We start from the raw sequence: 20,237 nt of genomic DNA on the forward strand, positions 1-20,237 counted from the left end.
CATGGCGCTCTCCCTCTATGTCGACACCGCGCGCTGGCGGGCGCACCAGAAGAACGTGGTCGACCGGTTCCCCGGTCTGATCCCGGTCTGCAAGGGCAACGGCTACGGCTTCGGCCATGAGCGGCTGGCCGAGGAGGCCGCGCGTTTCGGCTCCGACATGCTGGCCGTCGGCACCACCTACGAGGCCGCGAAGATCAAGGACTGGTTCGGCGGTGACCTGCTGGTCCTCACACCGTTCCGGCGAGGTGAGGAACCGGTTCCGCTGCCGGACCGGGTGGTCCGCTCGGTGTCCTCCGTGGATGGCGTGCACGCCCTGGTCGGTGCCCGTGTCGTGATCGAGTGCATGAGCTCGATGAAGCGCCACGGCGTCCGTGAGGAGGACCTGGGCGCGCTGCACGCGGCCATCGAGGACGTGCGGCTGGAGGGCTTCGCCCTGCACCTGCCGCTCGACCGCACCGACGGCACCGACGCCGTCGAGGAGGTCATCGGCTGGATGGACCGCCTGCGGGCCGCCCGTCTGCCCCTGCACACCATGTTCGTGAGCCACCTGAAGGCCGAGGAGCAGGCGCGGCTGCGGCAGCAGTTCCCGCAGACCCGGTTCCGCGCCCGGATCGGCACCCGGCTCTGGCTGGGCGACCACGAGGCGACCGAGTACCGCGGCTCCGTGCTCGACGTCACCCGTGTCGTCAAGGGCGACCGGTTCGGCTACCGGCAGCAGAAGGCCGCGTCCGACGGCTGGCTGGTGGTCGTCGCCGGCGGCACCTCGCACGGGGTCGGCCTGGAGGCGCCCAAGGCGATGCACGGGGTGATGCCCCGGGCGAAGGGGGTGGCCCGCGCGGGTCTGGCGACCGTCAACCGGAACCTCTCGCCGTTCGTCTGGGCCGGCAAGCAGCGCTGGTTCGCCGAGCCGCCGCACATGCAGGTGTCGATCCTGTTCGTGCCGGCCGACGCACAGGAGCCGAAGGTCGGCGACGAACTGGTGGCCCACCTGCGCCACACGACCACCCAGTTCGACCGGCTCGTCGAGCACTGAGCGGGCGGGCCGGACCTCCGGGGGTCCGGCCCGCCGAGGTCCTGCCCGCGCCGCACCGGTGGCGCCCGGGTATCGGCCGGACGCAACCGGGACGGGCCCCGCCCGGTCCTACTCCCGGACCACGCCCCACTCCACCAGGGGCCCCTCCGCCGTCTGCGCCGCGTGCCGGGCCGGATGCGCGGCCCGGCCCCGCACGAAGACGTCCTCCGCGCCGTCCAGGACGCCCCCGGAGGGGTCGTCCGAGCCGTCCTGCCGCACCACGTCCCGTTCGGGCGCCAGCACGTCACGCACGACCACGGCACACAGGTACAGCGTGCCGAGGAGGTGCAGGACGAGGACGAAGTGATAGCCGTCCGTGGGCAGCCCCTGCTTGTTGCCGCTGGTGGTGAAGGCCAGGTACATCCAGATGCCCAGGAAGTACAGGACCTCACACGCCTGCCAGACGAGGAAGTCACGCCAGCGCGGCCGGGCGAGCGCGGCCAGCGGGATGAGCCACAGCACGTACTGCGGGGAGTACACCTTGTTGGACAGCGCGAAGGCGGCCACGACCAGGAAGGCGAGCTGAGCGAAGCGGGGCCGGCGGGGCGCGGTGAGCGTCAGCGCGCCCAGGCCCGCGCAGGCGAACAGCATCAGCAGGATCGCGAGGACGTTCGCGGTACCGGGCGGGATCTGCGTACCCGTGCGCTGGCTGATCAGCAGCCACACCGAGCCGAAGTCCACGCTCCGTTCCGTGCTGAAGGCGTAGAACTGCTTCCACCCCTCAGGGGCGAGCAGCATGACCGGCAGGTTCACCGCCAGCCAGGCGCCGGCCGCTCCGAGGCATGCCGTGCCGAACGCGCGCCACTTGCCGGCCCGCCAGCAGAGCAGCAGCAGCGGGCCGAGCAGCAGGACCGGATAGAGCTTCGCGGCGGTGGCGAGCCCGATGAGGATGCCGAAGGCCACCACCCGGCTCCGTGACCACATCAACACCGCGGCGGCGGTGAGCGCGACGGCCAGCAGGTCCCAGTTGATGGTCGCGGTGAGGGCGAACGCGGGCGCCAGGGCGACGAGGAGCGCGTCCCAGGGCCGGCGGCGATGGGTCCGCGCGACACAGACGGCCATGACGGCGGCGCACACCAGCAGCATCGCCGCGTTGATCATCCAGTACGTCTGCTCGCGGTGCATCATGTCGGTCCCGCCGGGCGTCAGCCAGGCCGCGACTTCCATGAAGAGCCCCGTCAGGACGGGGTACTCCAGGAACCCTATGTCGCCGGTGAGCCGGTCGAAGTAGGGCACGAGCCCCTCGGCGAAGCCCCGGGCGACGAAGAGGTGCGGAACGTCCGAGTAGCAGGCGTGGGTGTACTGGGAGGTGGTGCCCCGGAACCAGGCCCAGTCGTAGCAGGGGATCTTCTGCACCATGCCGAGCGCGAACATCCCGATGGCGACCAGCACGATGACCCTCACCGGGGTGAGGGGCCCGGTGCCGAGCCGGGCGTGGCGACCCATCGGCCCGCCGATCAGCTCACTGCCCGCCGCGGCGACCTCGTCCCGCTGGGTGGGGCACACCACCGGGAGGTCCTGCGGCCGGTCCTGTCGCGGACTCGTCTTGTGGAGGCTGGGCATGGGGACATCCTGCCGTACCCCCCGGGAAACGCGACGAGGGCCGCCGCGCCCGACGCGTACACGGGGTACGGATCGGGTGCGGCGGCCCTCGGGGTGGCGGCGGCGGGTCAGCCGCCCAGCCAGCCGGCTCCGCCGTTGGGGCGTCCGCCGCCACCGTTGCCGGTGCTGGGGGAGTCCGTCGGGGTCGGTGTCGGCGTGCCGGTGGACCCGTCGGTCGTGCCGGTCGAACCGCCGTTGTCGTTGCCCGAGGTGACGCCACCGTCCTGGCCACCGGCCGCGTTGCACTGCCAGTCCCAGACGTCACAGGTCTTGTCCGGCTTGCCCGGGGTCTTGGTGGGGGTGGTCTCGGACGGCGTCTCGGACGGCGTCTCCGAGGGGGTCTCGGACGGCGTCTCGGTCGGGGTCGGCGTCGGGCTGGGGGCGCCGCCGCCGTAGACCGCCTCCGCGTCGAGGTCCTCCGGCTCGGGGAAGGACATGACCTTCTGTCCCTTGTGGGCCTCGGTCATGTAGTCGTGCCAGATCCGCGAGGGGAACGACGAGCCGTGGATCTTGGGCTGGTTCCCGGTGCCGTACATGGACTCGAACTTGCGCTTCGTGTTCTTGGCGTCGTCGTCGAAGCGGTACATGTCGATCGCGGTGGACAGCTGCGGCGTGTAGCCCACGAACCAGGCGGAGTTGTTGCCATCGGTGGTACCGGTCTTCCCGGCCGCCTCACGGCCGTCGAGCCGGGCCTTCGTACCGGTGCCCTTCTCGACGACGTCCTTGAGCACATCGGTGATGTTTCCGGCGACAGCGGTCGAGAAGACCCGCTTTCCCACCGTCTTGTGCTCGTAGACGACCTGGCCCTTTTCCTGAACCTTCGTCACGGAGAACGGGTCGTTGCGCTCGCCGTTGTTGGCGAAGGTCGAGTAGGAGCCGGCCATCCGGATCGCGCTCGGGTCGGAGATACCCAGGGAGAACGACGGCACGTTGGCCTTCACCAGCGAGCCCTCGAGCAGCCCGGCGTCGATCGCGGCCTCGCGGACCTTGTCGATGCCGACGTCCATGCCGAGCTGGACGTAGGGGGAGTTGGCGGAGCGCATCATGGCTTCGCGGAGGTTCATGTCCTTGTAGCTCGCGTCGTCGTCGTTGACCTGGAGCCACTCCCTGCCGTTCTCGTCGTGCCAGATCGAGCCGTCATAGCGCTTGATGCGCAGCTTGTTCTGACCGTTGTAGCGGCTCTTGTCGGGGTCGACCCGGGTGCGGGTGGAGGCGTCCTGGACCTCACCTCGGTCGGGGTCCCGCACGCCGTCCCGCATCGCCGCGGCCAGCACGAAGGGCTTGAAGGTCGATCCGACCTGGGCACCGGTCTGGTCGGCGTTGTTGGTGAAGTGCGTGGTGGCGTTGGTCCCGCCGTAGATCGCGACGATCGCCCCGGTCCTCGGGTCCACCGAGGCGCCGCCGAACTGGACGTGGGTGTCCGTCTTCGGCCGCTTCTTCGGGTCGATGTACTCCTTGTAGACCTTCTGGACGGCCTTCTCCAGGGCGTTGACCTTCTTCTTGTCGAAGGTCGTGTAGATCTCGAACCCGCCGCGCGCGAGATCCTTCTCCGTGTAGCCGTCTTCGTTGTTGTTGATGAAGTACGCCTTCGCCAGGCTCACCAGGTAGCCGGTCTGGCCGCTCAGTGCCGCGCTCTTCTTCGGCGGCTGGGGCATCGGGAACTCGGCGTACTTGGCCCGCTCGCCCGAGTCGAGGTGCCCGTCCTTCACCATCTCGTCGAGGATCCAGCCCCACCGGTCCTTGGCCCGCTTGGTGTTGGCGGCCTCGGTGGCGTCACGATCGATCTCGGGGGAGCCGGCCGGGTCGTAGTAGGTGGCGCCCTTGAGCAGCGAGGCCAGGAAGGCGCACTCGCTGGGGTCGAGCTCCTTGGCGTCCTTGCCGTAGTAGGTGCGGGCCGCTGCCTGGATTCCGTAGGCCCCGCGCCCGTAGTAGGACGTGTTCAGGTAGCCCGCCATGATCTCGTTCTTGTTCAGGTCGGTGCCGACCTTTATCGAGATGAAGAGTTCCTTCACCTTGCGGGTCAGGGTCTGCGACTGGTCGGCGAGCCGGTTGTTCTTCACGTACTGCTGGGTGATGGTCGAGCCGCCCTGGGTGTCCCCGCCCTTGGCCATGTTCCACACGGCGCGCGCGATTCCCATCGGGTCGACGCCGGAGTCATCGCGGAACGTCTTGTTCTCGGCCGAGATCACCGCTTCCTGCATCGCCAGCGGAATGGCCTCGATGCCGATGATCTGCCGGTTGACCTCGCCACCGGTCGCGGCCATCTGCGTGCCGTCGGACCAGTAGTAGACGTTGTTCTGCGCCTTGGCTGCCAGGTCCTCGTTGGGGACGCCCACCATGGCGTACGCGATGGTCGCGGCGCCCATCAGGCTGCCGAAGAAGCCGAGGACCAGGCCCGTCGTCAGCTTCCAGGAGGGCAGCCAGCGACGCCAGCCGTACTTGCCGGACCGCGGATAGTCGATCAGTCGTTTCCGGCCCGGCGGACGACCCCCGCGGCCCCGTCCGGGACCACCTTCGTGTCCGCCGCCTCCGCCGCCTCGGCGGCCACCGCCGGGACCCCCCGGGCCGGCGCCCTCGGGACCGCGCCGTCGGCCGCCGCCGCGCTGGGCGGCACGCCGGGCCTCGGCCCGTCCGCCGTAGGGCCGCTCCTCCCCGTACCCGGACGAGGGGGATCCCGTACTGACATCCCGCGCCTGGGGCGCCCTGCGGCCCGCGGGCTGCTGGGCGGCGCGCCGAGCCGCAACGCGACCGCCACTGGGCGGTTGGGGCTGCGGCATTCTGCGACGGTGCTCGCTCATCGAACGACTACTCCTCGGGCAGGCGCGTACGCCTGGAAGCGGCAGTTGAGTTCCGGTCCCCCCGAAATGCGCACGGACACGCCCCATGGGAGGCCGTTCCGTACTGCAGCCGGTCACCTGGATCACTGACGCCTCGCGGTGTCGCCTGGTTCCCGGTGGTCTGCATGCCGCACAGACTACGCACGGCCAAAACCCACCTAGGGCCAAAGTTCACCCCAAAACAGTCATGTCGACTGCTGCGAATTGATGATGTGACGCCGGTCACCACGACCCCACTTGTCGCAACAGAATCGTCGTTCTATCGTCATGATGTATCGAGTCGATACATCAGCACGGCATAAGGGTCCTTACGGCGGAGGAGGCGACGGATGAGCAGACGCTCCGGAATCCTCGAGTTCGCCGTTCTCGGCCTGCTCAGAGAAGCCCCGATGCACGGGTACGAGCTGCGCAAACGGCTCAACACCTCGCTGGGGATCTTCCGGGCCTTCAGCTACGGGACCCTCTACCCCTGCCTCAAGACGCTGGTCGGGAACGGCTGGTTGATCGAGGAGCCCGGCAGTGCCCCGGAGGACGCGCTCGCCGCGTCACTCGCGGGGCGCCGCGCCAAGATCGTCTATCGGTTGACGGCCGAAGGTAAGGAACACTTCGAGGAGCTCCTCTCCCACGCCGGTCCGGACGCCTGGGAGGACGAACACTTCGCCGCTCGGTTCGCCTTCTTCGGCCAGACCGAGCGCGAGGTGCGGATGCGGGTACTGGAAGGCCGCCGCAGCCGGCTGGAGGAGCGCCTGGAGAAGATGCGCGCCTCTCTCGCCCGGACACGCGAGCGCCTCGACGACTACACACTTGAGCTTCAGCGCCACGGAATGGAATCCGTGGAGCGCGAAGTGCGCTGGCTGAACGAGCTCATCGAGAGCGAGCGGGCGGGGCGGGATCAGCGATCCGGTCCCGGCAGCCCCGAGGGCGCCGCTCAGCAGGACAACAATTCTGGAGAAACGGGCGGTCTGCCCCGGCACGGGGGCAGCACCCGGCCGGATCCGTCCGACGACACCGCCAAGTGAAACCCTGCTACCCGCAGGGCTTCCACGATCACACAGGGAGCAACCGGAAATGGGTTCGGTTCGCGTAGCCATCGTCGGCGTGGGCAACTGCGCCGCCTCACTGGTGCAGGGCGTCGAGTACTACAAGGACGCCGACCCGGCGGCCAAGGTGCCCGGCCTCATGCACGTCCAGTTCGGCGACTACCACGTCGGTGACGTCGAGTTCGTCGCCGCCTTCGACGTCGACGCCAAGAAGGTCGGCCTCGACCTCTCCGACGCCATCGGCGCCAGCGAGAACAACACCATCAAGATCTGCGATGTCCCGAGCAAGGGCGTCACCGTTCAGCGCGGTCACACGCTCGACGGTCTCGGCAAGTACTACCGCATGACCATCGAGGAGTCCGCAGAGGAGCCGGTGGACGTCGTCCAGGTCCTCAAGGACAAGCAGGTCGACGTGCTCGTCTGCTACCTGCCCGTGGGTTCCGAGGACGCGGCGAAGTTCTACGCGCAGTGCGCCATCGACGCCAAGGTCGCCTTCGTCAACGCCCTCCCGGTCTTCATCGCCGGCACCAAGGAGTGGGCGGACAAGTTCACCGAGGCCGGTGTGCCGATCGTCGGTGACGACATCAAGTCCCAGGTCGGCGCGACCATCACGCACCGCGTGATGGCCAAGCTGTTCGAGGACCGCGGTGTCCGCCTTGAGCGCACGATGCAGCTCAACGTCGGCGGCAACATGGACTTCAAGAACATGCTCGAGCGCGACCGCCTCGAGTCGAAGAAGATCTCGAAGACTCAGGCCGTCACCTCGCAGATCCCCGACCGCGAGCTGGGCGAGAAGAACGTCCACATCGGACCGTCGGACTACGTGGCCTGGCTGGACGACCGCAAGTGGGCATACGTCCGCCTCGAAGGCCGCGCCTTCGGCGACGTCCCGCTGAACCTCGAGTACAAGCTCGAGGTGTGGGACTCCCCGAACTCGGCCGGTGTCATCATCGACGCCCTGCGTGCCGCGAAGATCGCCAAGGACCGGGGTATCGGTGGCCCCATCCTCTCCGCGTCCTCGTACTTCATGAAGTCTCCGCCGGTGCAGTACTTCGACGACGAGGCCCTGGCCAACGTCGAGAAGTTCATCAAGGGCGAGGTCGAGCGCTAAGCGCCCACCCACGCGTCGCACGAGGGCTCCCGGGTTGTCGCCCGGGAGCCCTCCGCGTATGTGAGTCTTGCTGCCATGTCCGTCGTACGTGACCTGCGCACACTCCTGCGCCTGACGAACTTCCGCCGCCTGCTGGCCGTGCGCCTGCTTTCGCAGAGCGCCGACGGCGTCTACCAGGTGGCGCTCGCCACGTACGTCGTCTTCTCCCCCGAGAAGCAGACCTCACCGACGGCCATCGCCTCGGCGATGGCCGTCCTGCTGCTGCCGTACTCCTTCATCGGACCGTTCGCGGGAGTCCTTCTCGATCGCTGGCAACGACGCCAGGTCTTCCTCTACGGCAATCTGCTGCGCACCGCGCTGGCGTGTGGGACAGCGGGTCTGATGCTGGCATCGGCCCCGGACTGGCTCTTCTACGCCTCGGCGCTGTCCGTGACCGCGGTCAACCGCTTCGTCCTGGCAGGACTCTCGGCCTCGCTGCCGAGGGTCGTCGACGCCGAACGGCTGGTGGTGGCCAACTCCCTCTCCCCGACCGCCGGCACGGTGGCCGCGACGCTGGGCGGTGGCCTGGCCTTCGGCGTGCGCCTGGTCTCCTCGGACTCCGATGCGGCGGTCGTCGCACTGGGCGCCCTCCTCTACCTCTGCGCCGCACTCGCCTCACTGCGCATGCCTCGCGAACTCCTCGGACCCGACACGGAGCGGACGCGACTCCCCCTGGCCGCCGCACTGACGTCGACAGCGCGTGGACTCGCGGCCGGCCTGCGCCATCTCGCCGAGCGACGCCCGGCGGCCCAGGCACTGGCCGCGATGACGATGATGCGCTTCTGCTACGGCGCGGTGACCGTCACCGTGTTCATGCTCTGCCGATACGCCTGGAGCGTCACCGAATCCCAGGGGCTGGCCCTTCTGGGTCTGGCGCTCGTCGTGTCCGGGGCCGGCTTCTTCACCGCCGCGGTGCTCTCCCCCTGGGCGGTCGGGCGATTCGGCCCGTTCGGCTGGATGGCCCTGTGCGCGGGGAGCGCCGCTGTTCTCGTGCCGGCACTGGGACTGGCCTTCGCGCCGACGCCGTTCCTGATCTCCGCCTTCATCCTGGGGCTCATCACTCAGGGCACCAAGATCGCGACGGACACCGTGGTCCAGACGACGGTGGAGGACGCCTATCGCGGGCGGATCTTCTCGCTCTACGACGTGCTCTTCAACGTCGCCTTCGTGAGCGCGGCAGCGATCGCGGCGTTGATGCTGCCACCCGACGGCCGGTCCACCCTTCTGATCCTCATGGTCGCCGCACTGTACGCGGCACTCACGCTCCTGCTGCTACGCAGGAAGGCGGTGGGGTGATGTTTCACGTGAAACAGAACCCCACCGCCTTCCCGCCGTCGATGTTTGTCGATGTTTGTCGATGTTTCACGTGAAACATCGACGGGCCATGCTCAGCCTTGCGTCGCCCACCACTGCTTGAGGGCCGCGACGGCCGTCTCGTGCTCCATCGGTCCGTTCTCCAGGCGCAGTTCCAGCAGGAACTTGTAAGCCTGACCGACGGCCGGCCCGGGACGGATCCCCAGGGCCTCCTGAATCTGGTTGCCGTCCAGATCGGGACGGATCGCGTCCAGCTCCTCCTGTTCCTGGAGCTGGGCGATGCGCACCTCCAGCCCGTCATAGGCACGGGAGAGAGCACCGGCCTTGCGCTTGTTCCGGGTCGTGCAATCCGAGCGCGTCAGCTTGTGCAGCCGGGGAAGCAGCGGACCCGCGTCGCGCACATAGCGGCGCACCGCGGAGTCGGTCCACTCACCGGCCCCGTACCCGTGGAAGCGCAGATGTAGTTCCACCAGGCGCGAGACGTCCTTGATCATCTCGTTGGAGTACTTCAGTGCGGCCATCCGCTTCTTGGTCATCTTCGCGCCGACCACCTCATGGTGGTGGAAGGAGACGCGACCGTCCTTCTCGAAGCGGCGGGTGCGCGGCTTTCCGATGTCATGGAGCAACGCGGAGAGACGCAGGACCAGATCGGGCCCGTCCTCTTCCAGGTCGATCGCCTGGTCCAGAACGGTCAGGGAATGCTCGTAGACATCCTTGTGCCGATGGTGCTCGTCACTCTCCAGCCTCAGCGCCGGGAGCTCGGGGAGTACGCGATCGGCGAGCCCGGTGGCGACCAACAGCCCGAGACCCTTGCGTGGGTGCGAGGAGACCAGGAGCTTGTTGAATTCGTCGCGCACCCGTTCAGCCGAAACGATCTCGATCCGGTCCGCCATGTCCGTCATCGCCGTGATGACCTCAGGGGCGACATCGAAGTCCAGCTGAGCGGCGAACCGTGCGGCGCGCATCATGCGCAGCGGGTCGTCCGAGAAGGACGCCTCCGGAGTTCCCGGCGTGCGCAGCACACGGGCGGAAAGGTCTTCCAGGCCTCCGTGTGGATCGATGAATGCCTTCGCGGGGAGAGCCACGGCCATGGCGTTGACCGTGAAGTCACGCCGGACGAGATCCTCCTCGATGGAGTCGCCGTAGGAGACCTCGGGCTTGCGCGAGGTGCGGTCGTACGCCTCGGAACGGTAGGTAGTGACCTCGATCTGGTAGCCGCCCTTGTGGCAGCCGACCGTACCGAAGGCGATCCCGACTTCCCAGACCGCGTCCGCCCAGGGTCGGACGATCTTGAGGACGTCCTCGGGGCGGGCGTCGGTGGTGAAGTCCAGGTCGTTGCCGAGCCTGCCGAGCAAGGCATCCCGTACCGAGCCCCCGACCAGCGCAAGGCTGAATCCCGCTTCCTGGAAGCGGACGGCGAGGTCATCGGCGACAGGGGAGACGCGCAGCAGTTCGCTGACCGCTCGGCGTTGCACCTGGCTCAGTGCGGTCGGGTTGTCTTCGTTGGCGTTCGGCACAACAGAAAAGGGTACGTGCCCCAGCCCCCGGCGACGTCCTCGATTTCCGGCAGGGCTGTCCGCCCGCCCATCGGCTGGAGCAGTCCCCGGCACTTGGCCACAGCGTGCCTCGTTACCATGCCTGGACACAGCAACCGGGAACCACACCGACACCACTGAGACGACGAGGATGGGCGAACGCGTGGCCGAGGCGGCAGACATCCAGGGGACTGCTCCGTCACCTGCCCGTCGATGGCTGCGGCGCGCGGCGGCTCTGGCCGCCGCGGCGCCGCTGCTGGCCGGACTCCTTCAGCTGCCCGCTGCCTCGGCGGCGCTCGCCGCCGAGAAGGACTCTCTTCGCGCCGCCCCCACCGGCTCGCGTACCGTCGCTGTGTCTCTCGACACGCTCTCACCCAGCGCTCCGGTCGAGAACGACACCCTCACGGTCTCGGGCACCGTGACCAACCAGGGCAAGCAGGCCATCACCGATGCCACGATCGACCTTCGGGTCGGCCCCCGGATGACGAGCCGAAGCGAGATCGAGCAGGTCGCCGGTCGTACCGGATTCCGGGCGGACAGTGATCCCGCGGCGCTGGGCGGCACCTTCACGGTCAAGGTTCCGAAGCTGTCGGCCGGGCTCACTCAGGAGTTCACCCTCTCGGTTCCCGTCTCCCGGCTCGGGCTGGAGGACGAGGGCGTCTACCAGCTGGGTGTCTCCCTCACCGGGCACACCTCGGCCCAGCCCGGTGACCGTGTCCTCGGCATCAACCGGACGTTCCTGCCCTATCAGCCCGAGCGGACCGACAAGAGGACCCAGCTCACCTATCTCTGGCCGCTGATCTCCTCGGCCCATGTGTCGGCGGAGACCGGATCGGACGATCAGCAGACACCGGTCTTCGAGAACGACGAGCTGGCCGGCGAGCTGGCCCCGGGCGGGCGTCTGGAACAGATGGTCACCCTGGGCAAGGACCTCCCCATCACCTGGGTGATCGATCCGGACCTGCTGGCCACCGTCGACGCCATGACCCGGAACTACCGGGTCAAGAACGGTGCGGGCGAGGTGCCCGGCAGAAACCAGGTGGTCGCCAAGCAGTGGCTGGACTCCCTGGAGAAGGCGGTCGCGAACGAGAAGGTGATCGCGCTGCCGTTCGCCGACCCGGACATCGCCTCGCTGGCCCACTCGGGCAAGGCCGTGCCCGGCTCGCTCAGCCACCTCCAGCCGGCGACGGAGCTTGCCGCGTCGACCGTGGAGACGGTCCTCCACGTAAAACCGTCCACGGCCTTCTCCTGGCCGGTGGACGGGGCCGTCGATCCGTCGATCATGGCCGTGGCCACGTCGGCCGGCGCCCGCAAGGTGATCGCGCGCAGCGACAGCTTCCGGGACGACCTCCCGTACACCCCCACGGCCGCGCGTGCCGTCGGAGGGGGTATGACGGCAGTGGTCAGCGACGCTTCGCTGTCCACCGCGTTCGAGGGCGACATGCTGGTGAAAGGGAACTCGACGCTCGCCATACAGAAGTTCCTCGCCCAGTCGCTCGCGGTGACCCTGGAGCAGCCGGACCTTCAGCGCAGTGTGGTCGTCGCCCCGCAGCGCATGCCGACCACGCCTCAGGCGCAGAGCATGGCCACTGCCCTGCGCGGGCTCTCCGTCCAGCGCTGGACGGAACCTCTCGACCTGCTCACGGCCGCCGCCGCGAAGCCGGACCCCGATGCGTCCACGAAGGTCCCCGCCGTCTCCCGCTATCCCCAGCAGCTGCGGAAGCAGGAGCTGAGCGGAGCGGCCTTCCAGAGCATGAAGACGACCCGCGACGCTCTCGACGACTTCAAGGTCATCCTGACCCAGCCGGATCGGGTGGTGACCCCGTTCGGGACCGCCATCAGTCGCGAGATGTCGACGTCGTGGCGCGGCAGGACCGCTTCCGCCGGTCAGTACCGGACCCAGGTGTCCGACTACCTCCAGAGCATCACCCAGGAGGTCAAGCTGATCGACAAGTCCGACCTCACGTTGTCGGGCCGCAGCGCGACCATCCCGGTCACCGTCCAGAACAAGCTGCTCCAGGGTGTGGACAACCTGGTGCTCCGGCTCACCTCCAGCAACAAGACCCGTCTGAAGCTCAACGGCGGCGGCGCCGTCGCGGAACTGCCGATCAAGATCAGCGCCGGACACAGCCAGTCCGTGAAGTTCGAGGCGTCGGCCAACGCCAACGGGCCCGTCCCCATGACGGCCCAGCTCTACACCGAGGACGGCACGCCGTACGGTGAGCCGATCGACTTCACCGTCCGGGTCTCCGAGATCACCTCGACCGTGATGCTCGTCATCGCCGGCGGCGTACTCCTGCTTGTACTCGCCGGTGTACGTATGTACACCCAGCGGAAGCGGAGCGCCGCCGGAAACACCGAGGCAGACGGTACGGAGAGCGAGGAAGCGGAGCAGCCGAGTGACCCGACGCCGGACACCGCTACCGAAAGCGGTGACCCGTCCGGCCCGGGTGAGAAAGTGGACCGTTGAGCGATGTCGTGGCCGGTCGGCCGGGGACGATGAGGTGGGGTAACCATGAACGCGCCGTACCACGGTGACCGCGGCCAGGGCGCGGGCGGCACCGAACCGTCCGGTGGCATGCCCTCGGCGACCCCGGGCGAGGAGCCGACGTCCGAGCCGAGGCAGCCCGCCCCGGACCCGTACGCGGAGAATCCGTACGCTCAGGATCCCTATGTGCAGGACGTCTACGTCCACGATCCGTACCAGGCCCAGGACGTGTCCGCTCAGGACCCCGTGTCCGAGGCGCTCTACGACCGCGCGGCACACCCGCCTCCCCCGCCGGGGACCTACCAGGAGCCGACGCCGCTGTACCAGCAGCCGGCGGCGCCTCCGCACGCGCCGGACCCCCGGGTATGGGCACAGACGCCGGCACCTGAGCCGGACGGCCCCTCGCGTCATCTCCCCTACGGCGACGACTCCCGCACGGTCCAGTTCACCGGTGTGGACGACCTCGTCACCCGGGCCGGGGACGAGGAGCCCGAGCCGGACGCCTTCGCGCACCTCTACCGGGACCAGCAGACGCCCGGACAGGTCCCGCCGCCCGCCCCGGAGCCGAACCCGATGCCCGCGCCCGCACCGAAGAAGTCCGGCCGTGCTTCCGGACTGCTGAAGTCGAGCGCTGTGATGGCCGCCGGCACTCTGGTCTCGCGCCTCACCGGCTTCGTCCGCAGTCTCGTGATCACCGGCGCGCTCGGCGCCGCGCTGCTCGGTGACACCTTCACCGTCGCGTACACGCTGCCGACGATGATCTACATCCTCACCGTCGGCGGTGGCCTCAACTCCGTCTTCGTTCCGCAGCTGGTCCGCTCCATGAAGAGCGACGAGGACGGCGGCGAGGCATACGCCAACCGCCTGCTCACCCTCGTCATGGTGGCACTCGGCGCGATCGTGACCATCGCCGTGTTCGCGGCCCCGCTGCTGATCCGGCTGATGTCCAACACCATCGCCGACGATGCCGCCTCCAACAGCGTCGCCGTCACCTTCGCCCGCTACTGCCTGCCCACGATCTTCTTCATGGGCGTTCATGTGGTGATGGGTCAGATCCTCAACGCCCGGGGCAAGTTCGGCGCGATGATGTGGACCCCGGTCCTCAACAACATCGTCATGATCGTCACCTTCGGCCTGTTCATCTGGGTCTACGGCACCTCCGCCGAATCCCAGATGGGTGTCCAGACGATCCCCGACGAGGGCATCCGTCTTCTCGGTATCGGCACCCTGCTCGGCCTGGTGGTGCAGGCCCTGGCGATGATCCCCTATCTCCGCGAGACGGGCTTCCGCTTCCGCCCCCGCTTCGACTGGAAGGGCCACGGCCTCGGCAAGACGGTCAAACTCGCGAAGTGGACCGTCCTGTTCGTGCTCGCCAACCAGGCGGGTGTGCTGGTCGTGACGCAGCTGGCCACCGCCGCCGGTGAGGCGTCCGGCAGGAACGGCGCCGGCTTCCTCGCCTACTCCAACGCCCAGTTGATCTGGGGCATGCCGCAGGCCATCATCACCGTCTCGGTGATGGCGGCGCTCCTGCCCCGCATCTCCCGCGCCGCGCATGACGACGACCCGGGCGCGGTCCGGGACGACATCTCACACGGACTGCGGAACTCGGCGGTCGCGATCGTGCCGGTCTCGTTCGCCTTCCTCGCCCTCGGTGTCCCCATGTGCACCCTGCTCTACGCCTCCAGCGGCTTCGAGGCCGCCCAGGGCATGGGCTTCATCCTGATGGCCTTCGGCCTCGGTCTGATCCCGTACTCGGTGCAGTACGTCGTGCTCCGCGGCTTCTACGCCTACGAGGACACCCGGACACCCTTCTACAACACGGTCATCGTCGCGGCGGTCAACGCGGCTGCCTCGGCGACCTGTTACATCCTCCTTCCCCCCCAGTGGGCGGTCGTCGGCATGGCCGCCTCCTACGGTCTCGCCTACGCCGTCGGCGTAGGTATCGCCTGGCGCCGACTGCGCAACCGCCTGGGCGGCGACCTGGACGGCGCGCATGTCATGCGAACCTATGCACGTCTCTGCCTCGCCTCCGTGCCCGCGGCGGTGGTGGCGGGGGTGGTCGGCTTCGGACTTCTGAAGCTCCTGGGAGCAGGTGCCCTCGGCTCGCTCGTGGCCCTGTTGGTGGGAGGCGTGGTCCTGCTCGGGGTCTTCTTCGTCGCGGCCAAGCGCATGCGGATCGAGGAGCTGAACTCCATGGTCGGCATGGTCCGCGGACGCCTGGGACGTTAAGAATCCGGTCTCGCGCAACCATCGTCGGCCGCCGCGTGTCGTGCATAGCGGCCGACTGTGGGCACAATTGGCATGGCTGTTGGATGTGGCGCAACGGATGGGGAGGCAGGAACGACGGTGGCGGAACGTAGCACGGCTGCCGTCGACGTGGCCGACAACAGCGGTGACGACCCGCTGACCGCGAAGGCGGAGAAGGCCGTGGACGACGGGGTGGCGGAAGAGCAGGAGAAGGCGGTCTCGACCGCGGAGGCCACGGAGAACAAGGCGGTCGAAGGACAGAGCGACGAACAGCCCTCCCTCACGGCACCGGAGCTGCACAGCGGACACAAGCTGGCGAGGCGCTACCGACTGGAGGAGTGCGTCACTCGTCTGGACGGTTTCAGCAGTTGGCGTGCCGTGGACGAGAAGCTGCGGCGTGCCGTCGGCGTCCATCTCCTGCCGGCCGACCATCCGCGAGCCCGTTCGGTGCTCGCCGCGGCCCGCTCCGCGGCGCTGCTCGGCGACCCCCGCTTCGTACAGGTCCTCGACGCCGTCGAGGAGAACGACCTCGTGTACGTGGTGCACGAGTGGCTGCCGGACTCCACGGAACTGACGGCGCTGCTCGCCGCGGGTCCTTTGGAGCCGCATGACGCCTATCAGCTTGTCAGTCAGGTCTCGCAGGCCATGGCCGCGGCACACCGTGAAGGGCTCGCGCATCTCCGTCTGACTCCGAGCTCCGTTCTCCGCAGCTCGTCCGGCCAGTACAGGATCCGAGGACTCGCCGTGAACGCGGCGCTCCGCGGTATCAGCGCCGAGAGGCCGCAGCGGACGGACACCGAGGCCATCGGGGCTCTGTTGTACGCGGCGCTGACCCAGCGCTGGCCGTACGACAGCGACGCCCACGGCCTGACCGGGCTCCCGAAGGGCCTGGGGCTGCTTCCCCCCGACCAGGTGCGGGCCGGTGTGCATCGCGGGTTGTCGGAGATCGCCATGCGAGCCCTCGCCAACGACGGGGCCACCGCCTCGCGTCAGGAGCCTCCGTGCACCACTCCCGACGAGCTGGCCAAGGCAGTCGCCGCGATGCCGCGCATCCGTCCGCCGGAGCTCGAGTTCCCCACGCCTCCGGAGTACCAGCGCACCACGTACCAGCAGGGCAGCTACGGACGTCCGCAGCCGCCGGCCGGTCCGGCGGCCACCCAACTGATGGGCGGGCCGCCCGCGCCGCTGCAGAGTCGCACGGGCAGGGCCCTGAAGTGGGCCGTCTCCGCGCTCCTCATCGCCGCCATCGGCCTGGCCAGCTGGCAGGTGGCGGACCGGCTGCTCGACCAGAACAACAAGTCGGAGCCGCCTCGGACCACGCAGCCGCAGGATCAGGACGACGAGAAGGAAGTCGAGACCGGGAAGCCCGTCCAGATCACCGGGGCCTACGACTTCGACCCGCTCGGCGACGGTTCGGAGAAGCCTCAGGGGATAAAGAACGCCTACGACGGCGACCCGAGCAGCTTCTGGAACACCGACGGCTACTTCAGCGCCGACTTCGGTCGACTCAAGAAGGGAGTGGGTCTCGTTCTCGACCTGGGCAAGGCCCAGCAGGTCGGATCCGTGGACGTCTCCTTCCTGGGGACCACCTCCGTGGAGCTGCGCACGGCCCCCGCCGACGCCGCCTCCGCGCCGGGTGCGCCGGACGCTTTCACCACACAGGCCAGTGGCACGGGAGGCAAGGTGACGCTCAAGCCCACCAAACCAGTGACGACGCGCTACGTTCTCGTCTGGCTGACGAAGCTCCCGGCAAGCAACGAGGGCAACTTCCGCGGCAAGATCACGGATATCAAGATCACCAGCTGAGGGACGGAGGGGAGGGGCTCACCGTTGGACGAGGCGATAGACGCGGACATCAGCGACCGGGAACTCCTGGAGCGCCATGTCGCGGGCGATCCCGACGCCTTCGGTGAGCTCGTGCGGAGGCACCGCGACCGGCTGTGGGCCGTGGCCCTGAGAACGCTGGGAGACCGCGAGGAGGCCGCTGATGCCGTCCAGGACGCACTCGTCTCGGCCTTCCGGGCCGCCCACACCTTCCGTGGTCAGTCGGCCGTGACCACCTGGCTCCACCGCATCACGGTGAACGCCTGCCTCGACCGGGCTCGCAAGACCGTCTCGCGCAGAACCTCTCCGATGGACGACACCGCGCGCTTCGAGCAGCTTCTGGAGCCCGCGGAGTCCGCCGAGGCGCCGGCAGAGCGCCAGGACCTCCACCGCGAGCTCCTGGCCGCACTGGCCACACTGCCCGCCGATCAACGGGCAGCACTCGTGCTGGTCGACATGCAGGGATACCCGGTGATCGAAGCCGCCCGGATCCTCGATGTCCCCACGGGCACCGTGAAGAGCCGCTGCTCACGGGGCAGGGCCAAATTGCTGCCCATGCTCACTCATCTGCGCGCCGACACCGTGGGTAGCGAGGCCCCCGACCGGGGAAGGAACCGGACGCCGGGGGCATCCGTCCCACCGGTGGCGGAGCCAAGGGATACCGGACCGAACGGTCCGACTGCTGTGAAGGGCGGAGGTGGGCGCGCGTGACATCCACGACCGACAAGGCCGACACCACACAGCACCCGGATGTCTCGGAAATCTCGGACCTCACCGAGGGGCTCCTTTCACCGGCCGGAGCCGCGGCCGTCCGCCAGCACCTGGAAGGCTGCCGCCTCTGCGCGGACGTACGGACGTCGCTGGAGGAGATCCGCGGGCTGCTGGGGACACTGCCGGGCCCGTCGCGTATGCCCGCCGAGATCGCCGGCCGCATCGATGCCGCGCTGGCCGCCGAAGCTCTGCTGAACGCCACGGCACCGCATACCGACGCCGACGTTTCACGTGAAACGAACAGCCGGCCCGATCCCCACCCGGTCCTGGCGCCTGCTCAGGCAGCGGACCGCCCTGCCGGGCGCTCTCCCGCCGCCACCGGCCCGGGGCGCACCCGCAAGCCCCGCAGGCGGCGTACGACCGCCCTCGGCGCCGTCCTCGGCGCCGCGGCTCTGGGCATGGGCGTCTTCCTCCTCCAAGGGGGGCTCCAGACCCTCGGTGGAGACTCCGGGAACACGACGTCCGACACCTTCGCCAGCAGCACCGCTCCCTCCCGGTTCGATGGTCAGGAGCTCGATACCCGCGTCCAGGCACTGCTCCAGCAGGGCACTTTCAAGGCGCCGAAGGACAGCAGCCCCGAATCCCTGTCGGTGGCGGGCGGCGACACTCCTCAGCGCGAGCTTGCCCCAGCCCTGCCCGAGTGCATCAAGGCCGGCACGAGGCGCACCGACACAGTGATCGCCTTCCAGCAGGGCGACTACCAGGGAACGAACGCCTATCTCGTCGTCCTCCCGCATCCCTCGGACAGCTCTCACGTGCAGGCTTATGTGCTGGATGCCTCCTGCACCACGGATGGTGGGAAACAGAAGGCCGATGTCCTGCTGACGCACGCCTACCCGCGCTCCTGACCCGACACCGTGCCGCGCGTCGGTCTCGGGAATGCATGCCCCTTAGTATCCGTTGGGTGGGGTGAGAGTCACCGATACGACCGCCCTTAGGCAGTAGGCAGTCTGCAGAGACGAGGAAGAAACCCGTGAGCGACGTCCGTAACGTGATCATCATCGGCTCCGGGCCCGCGGGCTACACCGCCGCGCTCTACACAGCGCGTGCGTCGCTGAAGCCGCTGGTCTTCGAGGGTGCCGTCACCGCTGGTGGTGCCCTGATGAACACGACCGACGTGGAGAACTTCCCCGGCTTCCGTGACGGCATCATGGGCCCGGACCTAATGGACAACATGCGCGCCCAGGCCGAACGCTTCGGCGCCGAGCTGGTGCCGGACGACGTCATCGCCGTCGACCTGACCGGCGAGATCAAGACCGTCACGGACACCGCCGGCACCGTCCACCGTGCGAAGGCCGTCATCGTCACGACCGGCTCCCAGCACCGGAAGCTCGGGCTGCCCAACGAGGACGCGCTCTCCGGCCGAGGTGTCTCCTGGTGCGCCACCTGCGACGGATTCTTCTTCAAGGACCAGGACATCGCCGTCGTCGGTGGTGGTGACACAGCGATGGAGGAAGCCACCTTCCTGTCGCGCTTCGCCAAGTCCGTCACGATCGTCCACCGTCGGGACAGCCTGCGCGCCTCCAAGGCCATGCAGGAGCGCGCCTTCGCCGACCCGAAGATCAAGTTCGCCTGGGACAGCGAGGTGGCGGAGATCCATGGCGAGCAGAAGCTCTCGGGGCTGACTCTGCGCGACACCAAGAGCGGCGAGACCAGCGAGCTGGCGGTCACCGGACTCTTCATCGCCGTGGGCCACGACCCGCGCACCGAGCTCTTCAAGGGCCAGCTGGAGCTGGACGAGGAGGGCTACCTCAAGGTGGAGGCGCCCTCGACGCGCACCAACCTTTCCGGCGTCTTCGGCGCCGGTGACGTCGTCGACCACACCTACCGCCAGGCGATCACGGCTGCCGGCACCGGCTGCTCCTCCGCACTCGATGCCGAGCGCTTCCTGGCGGCCCTCGCCGACAACGAGAAGCTCGCCGAGACCCCTGCGGTCTGAGCCTTCTCGCACCTCCCCACCCCACACCCCACGAAGTTAAGGAGGTCGCCGTGGCCGGCGCCCTGAAGACCGTGACCGACGCCAGCTTCGAGGACGACGTCCTCAAGAGCGACAAGCCCGTCCTGGTGGACTTCTGGGCCGCCTGGTGCGGACCGTGCCGCCAGATCGCCCCGTCGCTGGAGGCCATCGCCGCCGAGCACGGTGAGATCGAGATCGTGAAGCTGAACATCGACGAGAACCCCGCCACGGCCGCCAAGTACGGTGTCATGTCGATCCCGACGCTGAACGTCTACCAGAACGGCGAGGTAGTGAAGACCATCGTCGGCGCCAAGCCGAAGGCCGCGATCCTGCGCGACCTCCAGGACTTCGTCGGCGACGGCGTGACGAAGGCCTGATACGCCCGCTGTTTCACGTGAAA

At 68.6% G+C, this 20,237-nt stretch carries 14 protein-coding genes; 11 read left to right on the plus strand and 3 right to left on the minus strand.

Going from position 1 to position 20,237, the window contains the following annotated elements:
• Position 1: 1 nt before the first annotated feature.
• Positions 2-1,033 carry an alanine racemase gene (locus tag OG393_RS15400; protein ID WP_327375222.1) on the plus strand — a complete coding sequence of 344 codons (1,032 nt, stop codon included), beginning with the start codon at positions 2-4 and terminating at the stop codon, positions 1,031-1,033.
• 108 nt (positions 1,034-1,141) lie between these two features.
• Here the strand turns inward: OG393_RS15400 and OG393_RS15405 are convergent, their stop codons facing one another.
• Positions 1,142-2,635, minus strand: a complete 1,494-nt coding sequence (locus OG393_RS15405) for a glycosyltransferase family 87 protein (protein WP_327375223.1) — start codon at positions 2,633-2,635, stop codon at positions 1,142-1,144.
• 107 nt (positions 2,636-2,742) lie between these two features.
• Positions 2,743-5,472 carry a transglycosylase domain-containing protein gene (locus OG393_RS15410; RefSeq protein ID WP_327375224.1) on the minus strand — a complete coding sequence of 910 codons (2,730 nt, stop codon included), beginning with the start codon at positions 5,470-5,472 and terminating at the stop codon, positions 2,743-2,745.
• Positions 5,473-5,840: 368 nt separating this feature from the next.
• Between OG393_RS15410 and OG393_RS15415 the strand changes: the two genes are divergently transcribed.
• From OG393_RS15415 to OG393_RS15425, 3 genes are all read left to right on the plus strand, one after another.
• Positions 5,841-6,530 carry a PadR family transcriptional regulator gene (locus OG393_RS15415; RefSeq protein WP_327375225.1) on the plus strand — a complete coding sequence of 230 codons (690 nt, stop codon included), beginning with the start codon at positions 5,841-5,843 and terminating at the stop codon, positions 6,528-6,530.
• A gap of 49 nt (positions 6,531-6,579) precedes the next feature.
• On the plus strand, positions 6,580-7,662 hold the full coding sequence (locus OG393_RS15420) for an inositol-3-phosphate synthase (RefSeq protein WP_327375226.1): 1,083 nt from the start codon (positions 6,580-6,582) through the stop codon (positions 7,660-7,662).
• A 75-nt stretch (positions 7,663-7,737) separates the two neighbouring features.
• Positions 7,738-8,997 carry an MFS transporter gene (locus OG393_RS15425; protein WP_327375227.1) on the plus strand — a complete coding sequence of 420 codons (1,260 nt, stop codon included), beginning with the start codon at positions 7,738-7,740 and terminating at the stop codon, positions 8,995-8,997.
• Positions 8,998-9,089: 92 nt separating this feature from the next.
• On the opposite strand, the gene OG393_RS15430 is transcribed toward OG393_RS15425, so the two are convergent.
• The gene (locus OG393_RS15430) at positions 9,090-10,532 is read right to left on the minus strand and encodes a CCA tRNA nucleotidyltransferase (RefSeq protein ID WP_327375228.1); all 1,443 of its coding nucleotides are present in this window, start codon (positions 10,530-10,532) and stop codon (positions 9,090-9,092) included.
• Positions 10,533-10,713: 181 nt separating this feature from the next.
• Between OG393_RS15430 and OG393_RS15435 the strand changes: the two genes are divergently transcribed.
• The 7 genes from OG393_RS15435 (at position 10,714) to trxA (ending at position 20,214) form a co-directional block, all read left to right on the plus strand.
• Positions 10,714-13,020, plus strand: a complete 2,307-nt coding sequence (locus tag OG393_RS15435; RefSeq protein ID WP_327375229.1) for a DUF6049 family protein — start codon at positions 10,714-10,716, stop codon at positions 13,018-13,020.
• A gap of 45 nt (positions 13,021-13,065) precedes the next feature.
• Positions 13,066-15,267, plus strand: coding sequence for a murein biosynthesis integral membrane protein MurJ (murJ, locus tag OG393_RS15440; protein WP_327375230.1), 2,202 nt, complete (start codon positions 13,066-13,068; stop codon positions 15,265-15,267).
• A 117-nt stretch (positions 15,268-15,384) separates the two neighbouring features.
• Positions 15,385-17,091 carry a protein kinase family protein gene (locus OG393_RS15445; protein WP_327375232.1) on the plus strand — a complete coding sequence of 569 codons (1,707 nt, stop codon included), beginning with the start codon at positions 15,385-15,387 and terminating at the stop codon, positions 17,089-17,091.
• Between the two features lie 24 nt (positions 17,092-17,115).
• A complete protein-coding gene (gene sigM / locus OG393_RS15450) occupies positions 17,116-17,820 on the plus strand; it encodes an RNA polymerase sigma factor SigM (RefSeq protein WP_327375233.1) in 705 nt (234 codons plus the stop codon).
• Positions 17,817-18,728, plus strand: a complete 912-nt coding sequence (locus tag OG393_RS15455) for a zf-HC2 domain-containing protein (RefSeq protein WP_327375234.1) — start codon at positions 17,817-17,819, stop codon at positions 18,726-18,728. The genes sigM and OG393_RS15455 overlap by 4 nt, the downstream gene beginning before the upstream one ends.
• Before the next feature lie 125 nt (positions 18,729-18,853).
• On the plus strand, positions 18,854-19,819 hold the full coding sequence (trxB, locus tag OG393_RS15460; protein ID WP_327375235.1) for a thioredoxin-disulfide reductase: 966 nt from the start codon (positions 18,854-18,856) through the stop codon (positions 19,817-19,819).
• Positions 19,820-19,869: 50 nt separating this feature from the next.
• Positions 19,870-20,214, plus strand: coding sequence for a thioredoxin (trxA, locus tag OG393_RS15465; protein ID WP_327375236.1), 345 nt, complete (start codon positions 19,870-19,872; stop codon positions 20,212-20,214).
• Positions 20,215-20,237 lie beyond the last annotated feature (23 nt).

This window comes from Streptomyces sp. NBC_01216 (assembly GCF_035994945.1).
Lineage (GTDB): Bacteria > Actinomycetota > Actinomycetes > Streptomycetales > Streptomycetaceae > Streptomyces.

Bases quoted from the DNA above. Each gene is read 5' to 3' on its own strand.
- OG393_RS15410 (WP_327375224.1), bottom strand. From the start codon at position 5,472: ATGAGCGAGCACCGTCGCAGAATGCCGCAGCCCCAACCGCCCAGTGGC.
- OG393_RS15405 (WP_327375223.1), bottom strand. From the start codon at position 2,635: ATGCCCAGCCTCCACAAGACGAGTCCGCGACAGGACCGGCCGCAGGAC.
- murJ (WP_327375230.1), top strand. From the start codon at position 13,066: ATGAACGCGCCGTACCACGGTGACCGCGGCCAGGGCGCGGGCGGCACC.
- OG393_RS15415 (WP_327375225.1), top strand. From the start codon at position 5,841: ATGAGCAGACGCTCCGGAATCCTCGAGTTCGCCGTTCTCGGCCTGCTC.
- OG393_RS15420 (WP_327375226.1), top strand. From the start codon at position 6,580: ATGGGTTCGGTTCGCGTAGCCATCGTCGGCGTGGGCAACTGCGCCGCC.
- OG393_RS15400 (WP_327375222.1), top strand. From the start codon at position 2: ATGGCGCTCTCCCTCTATGTCGACACCGCGCGCTGGCGGGCGCACCAG.
- OG393_RS15425 (WP_327375227.1), top strand. From the start codon at position 7,738: ATGTCCGTCGTACGTGACCTGCGCACACTCCTGCGCCTGACGAACTTC.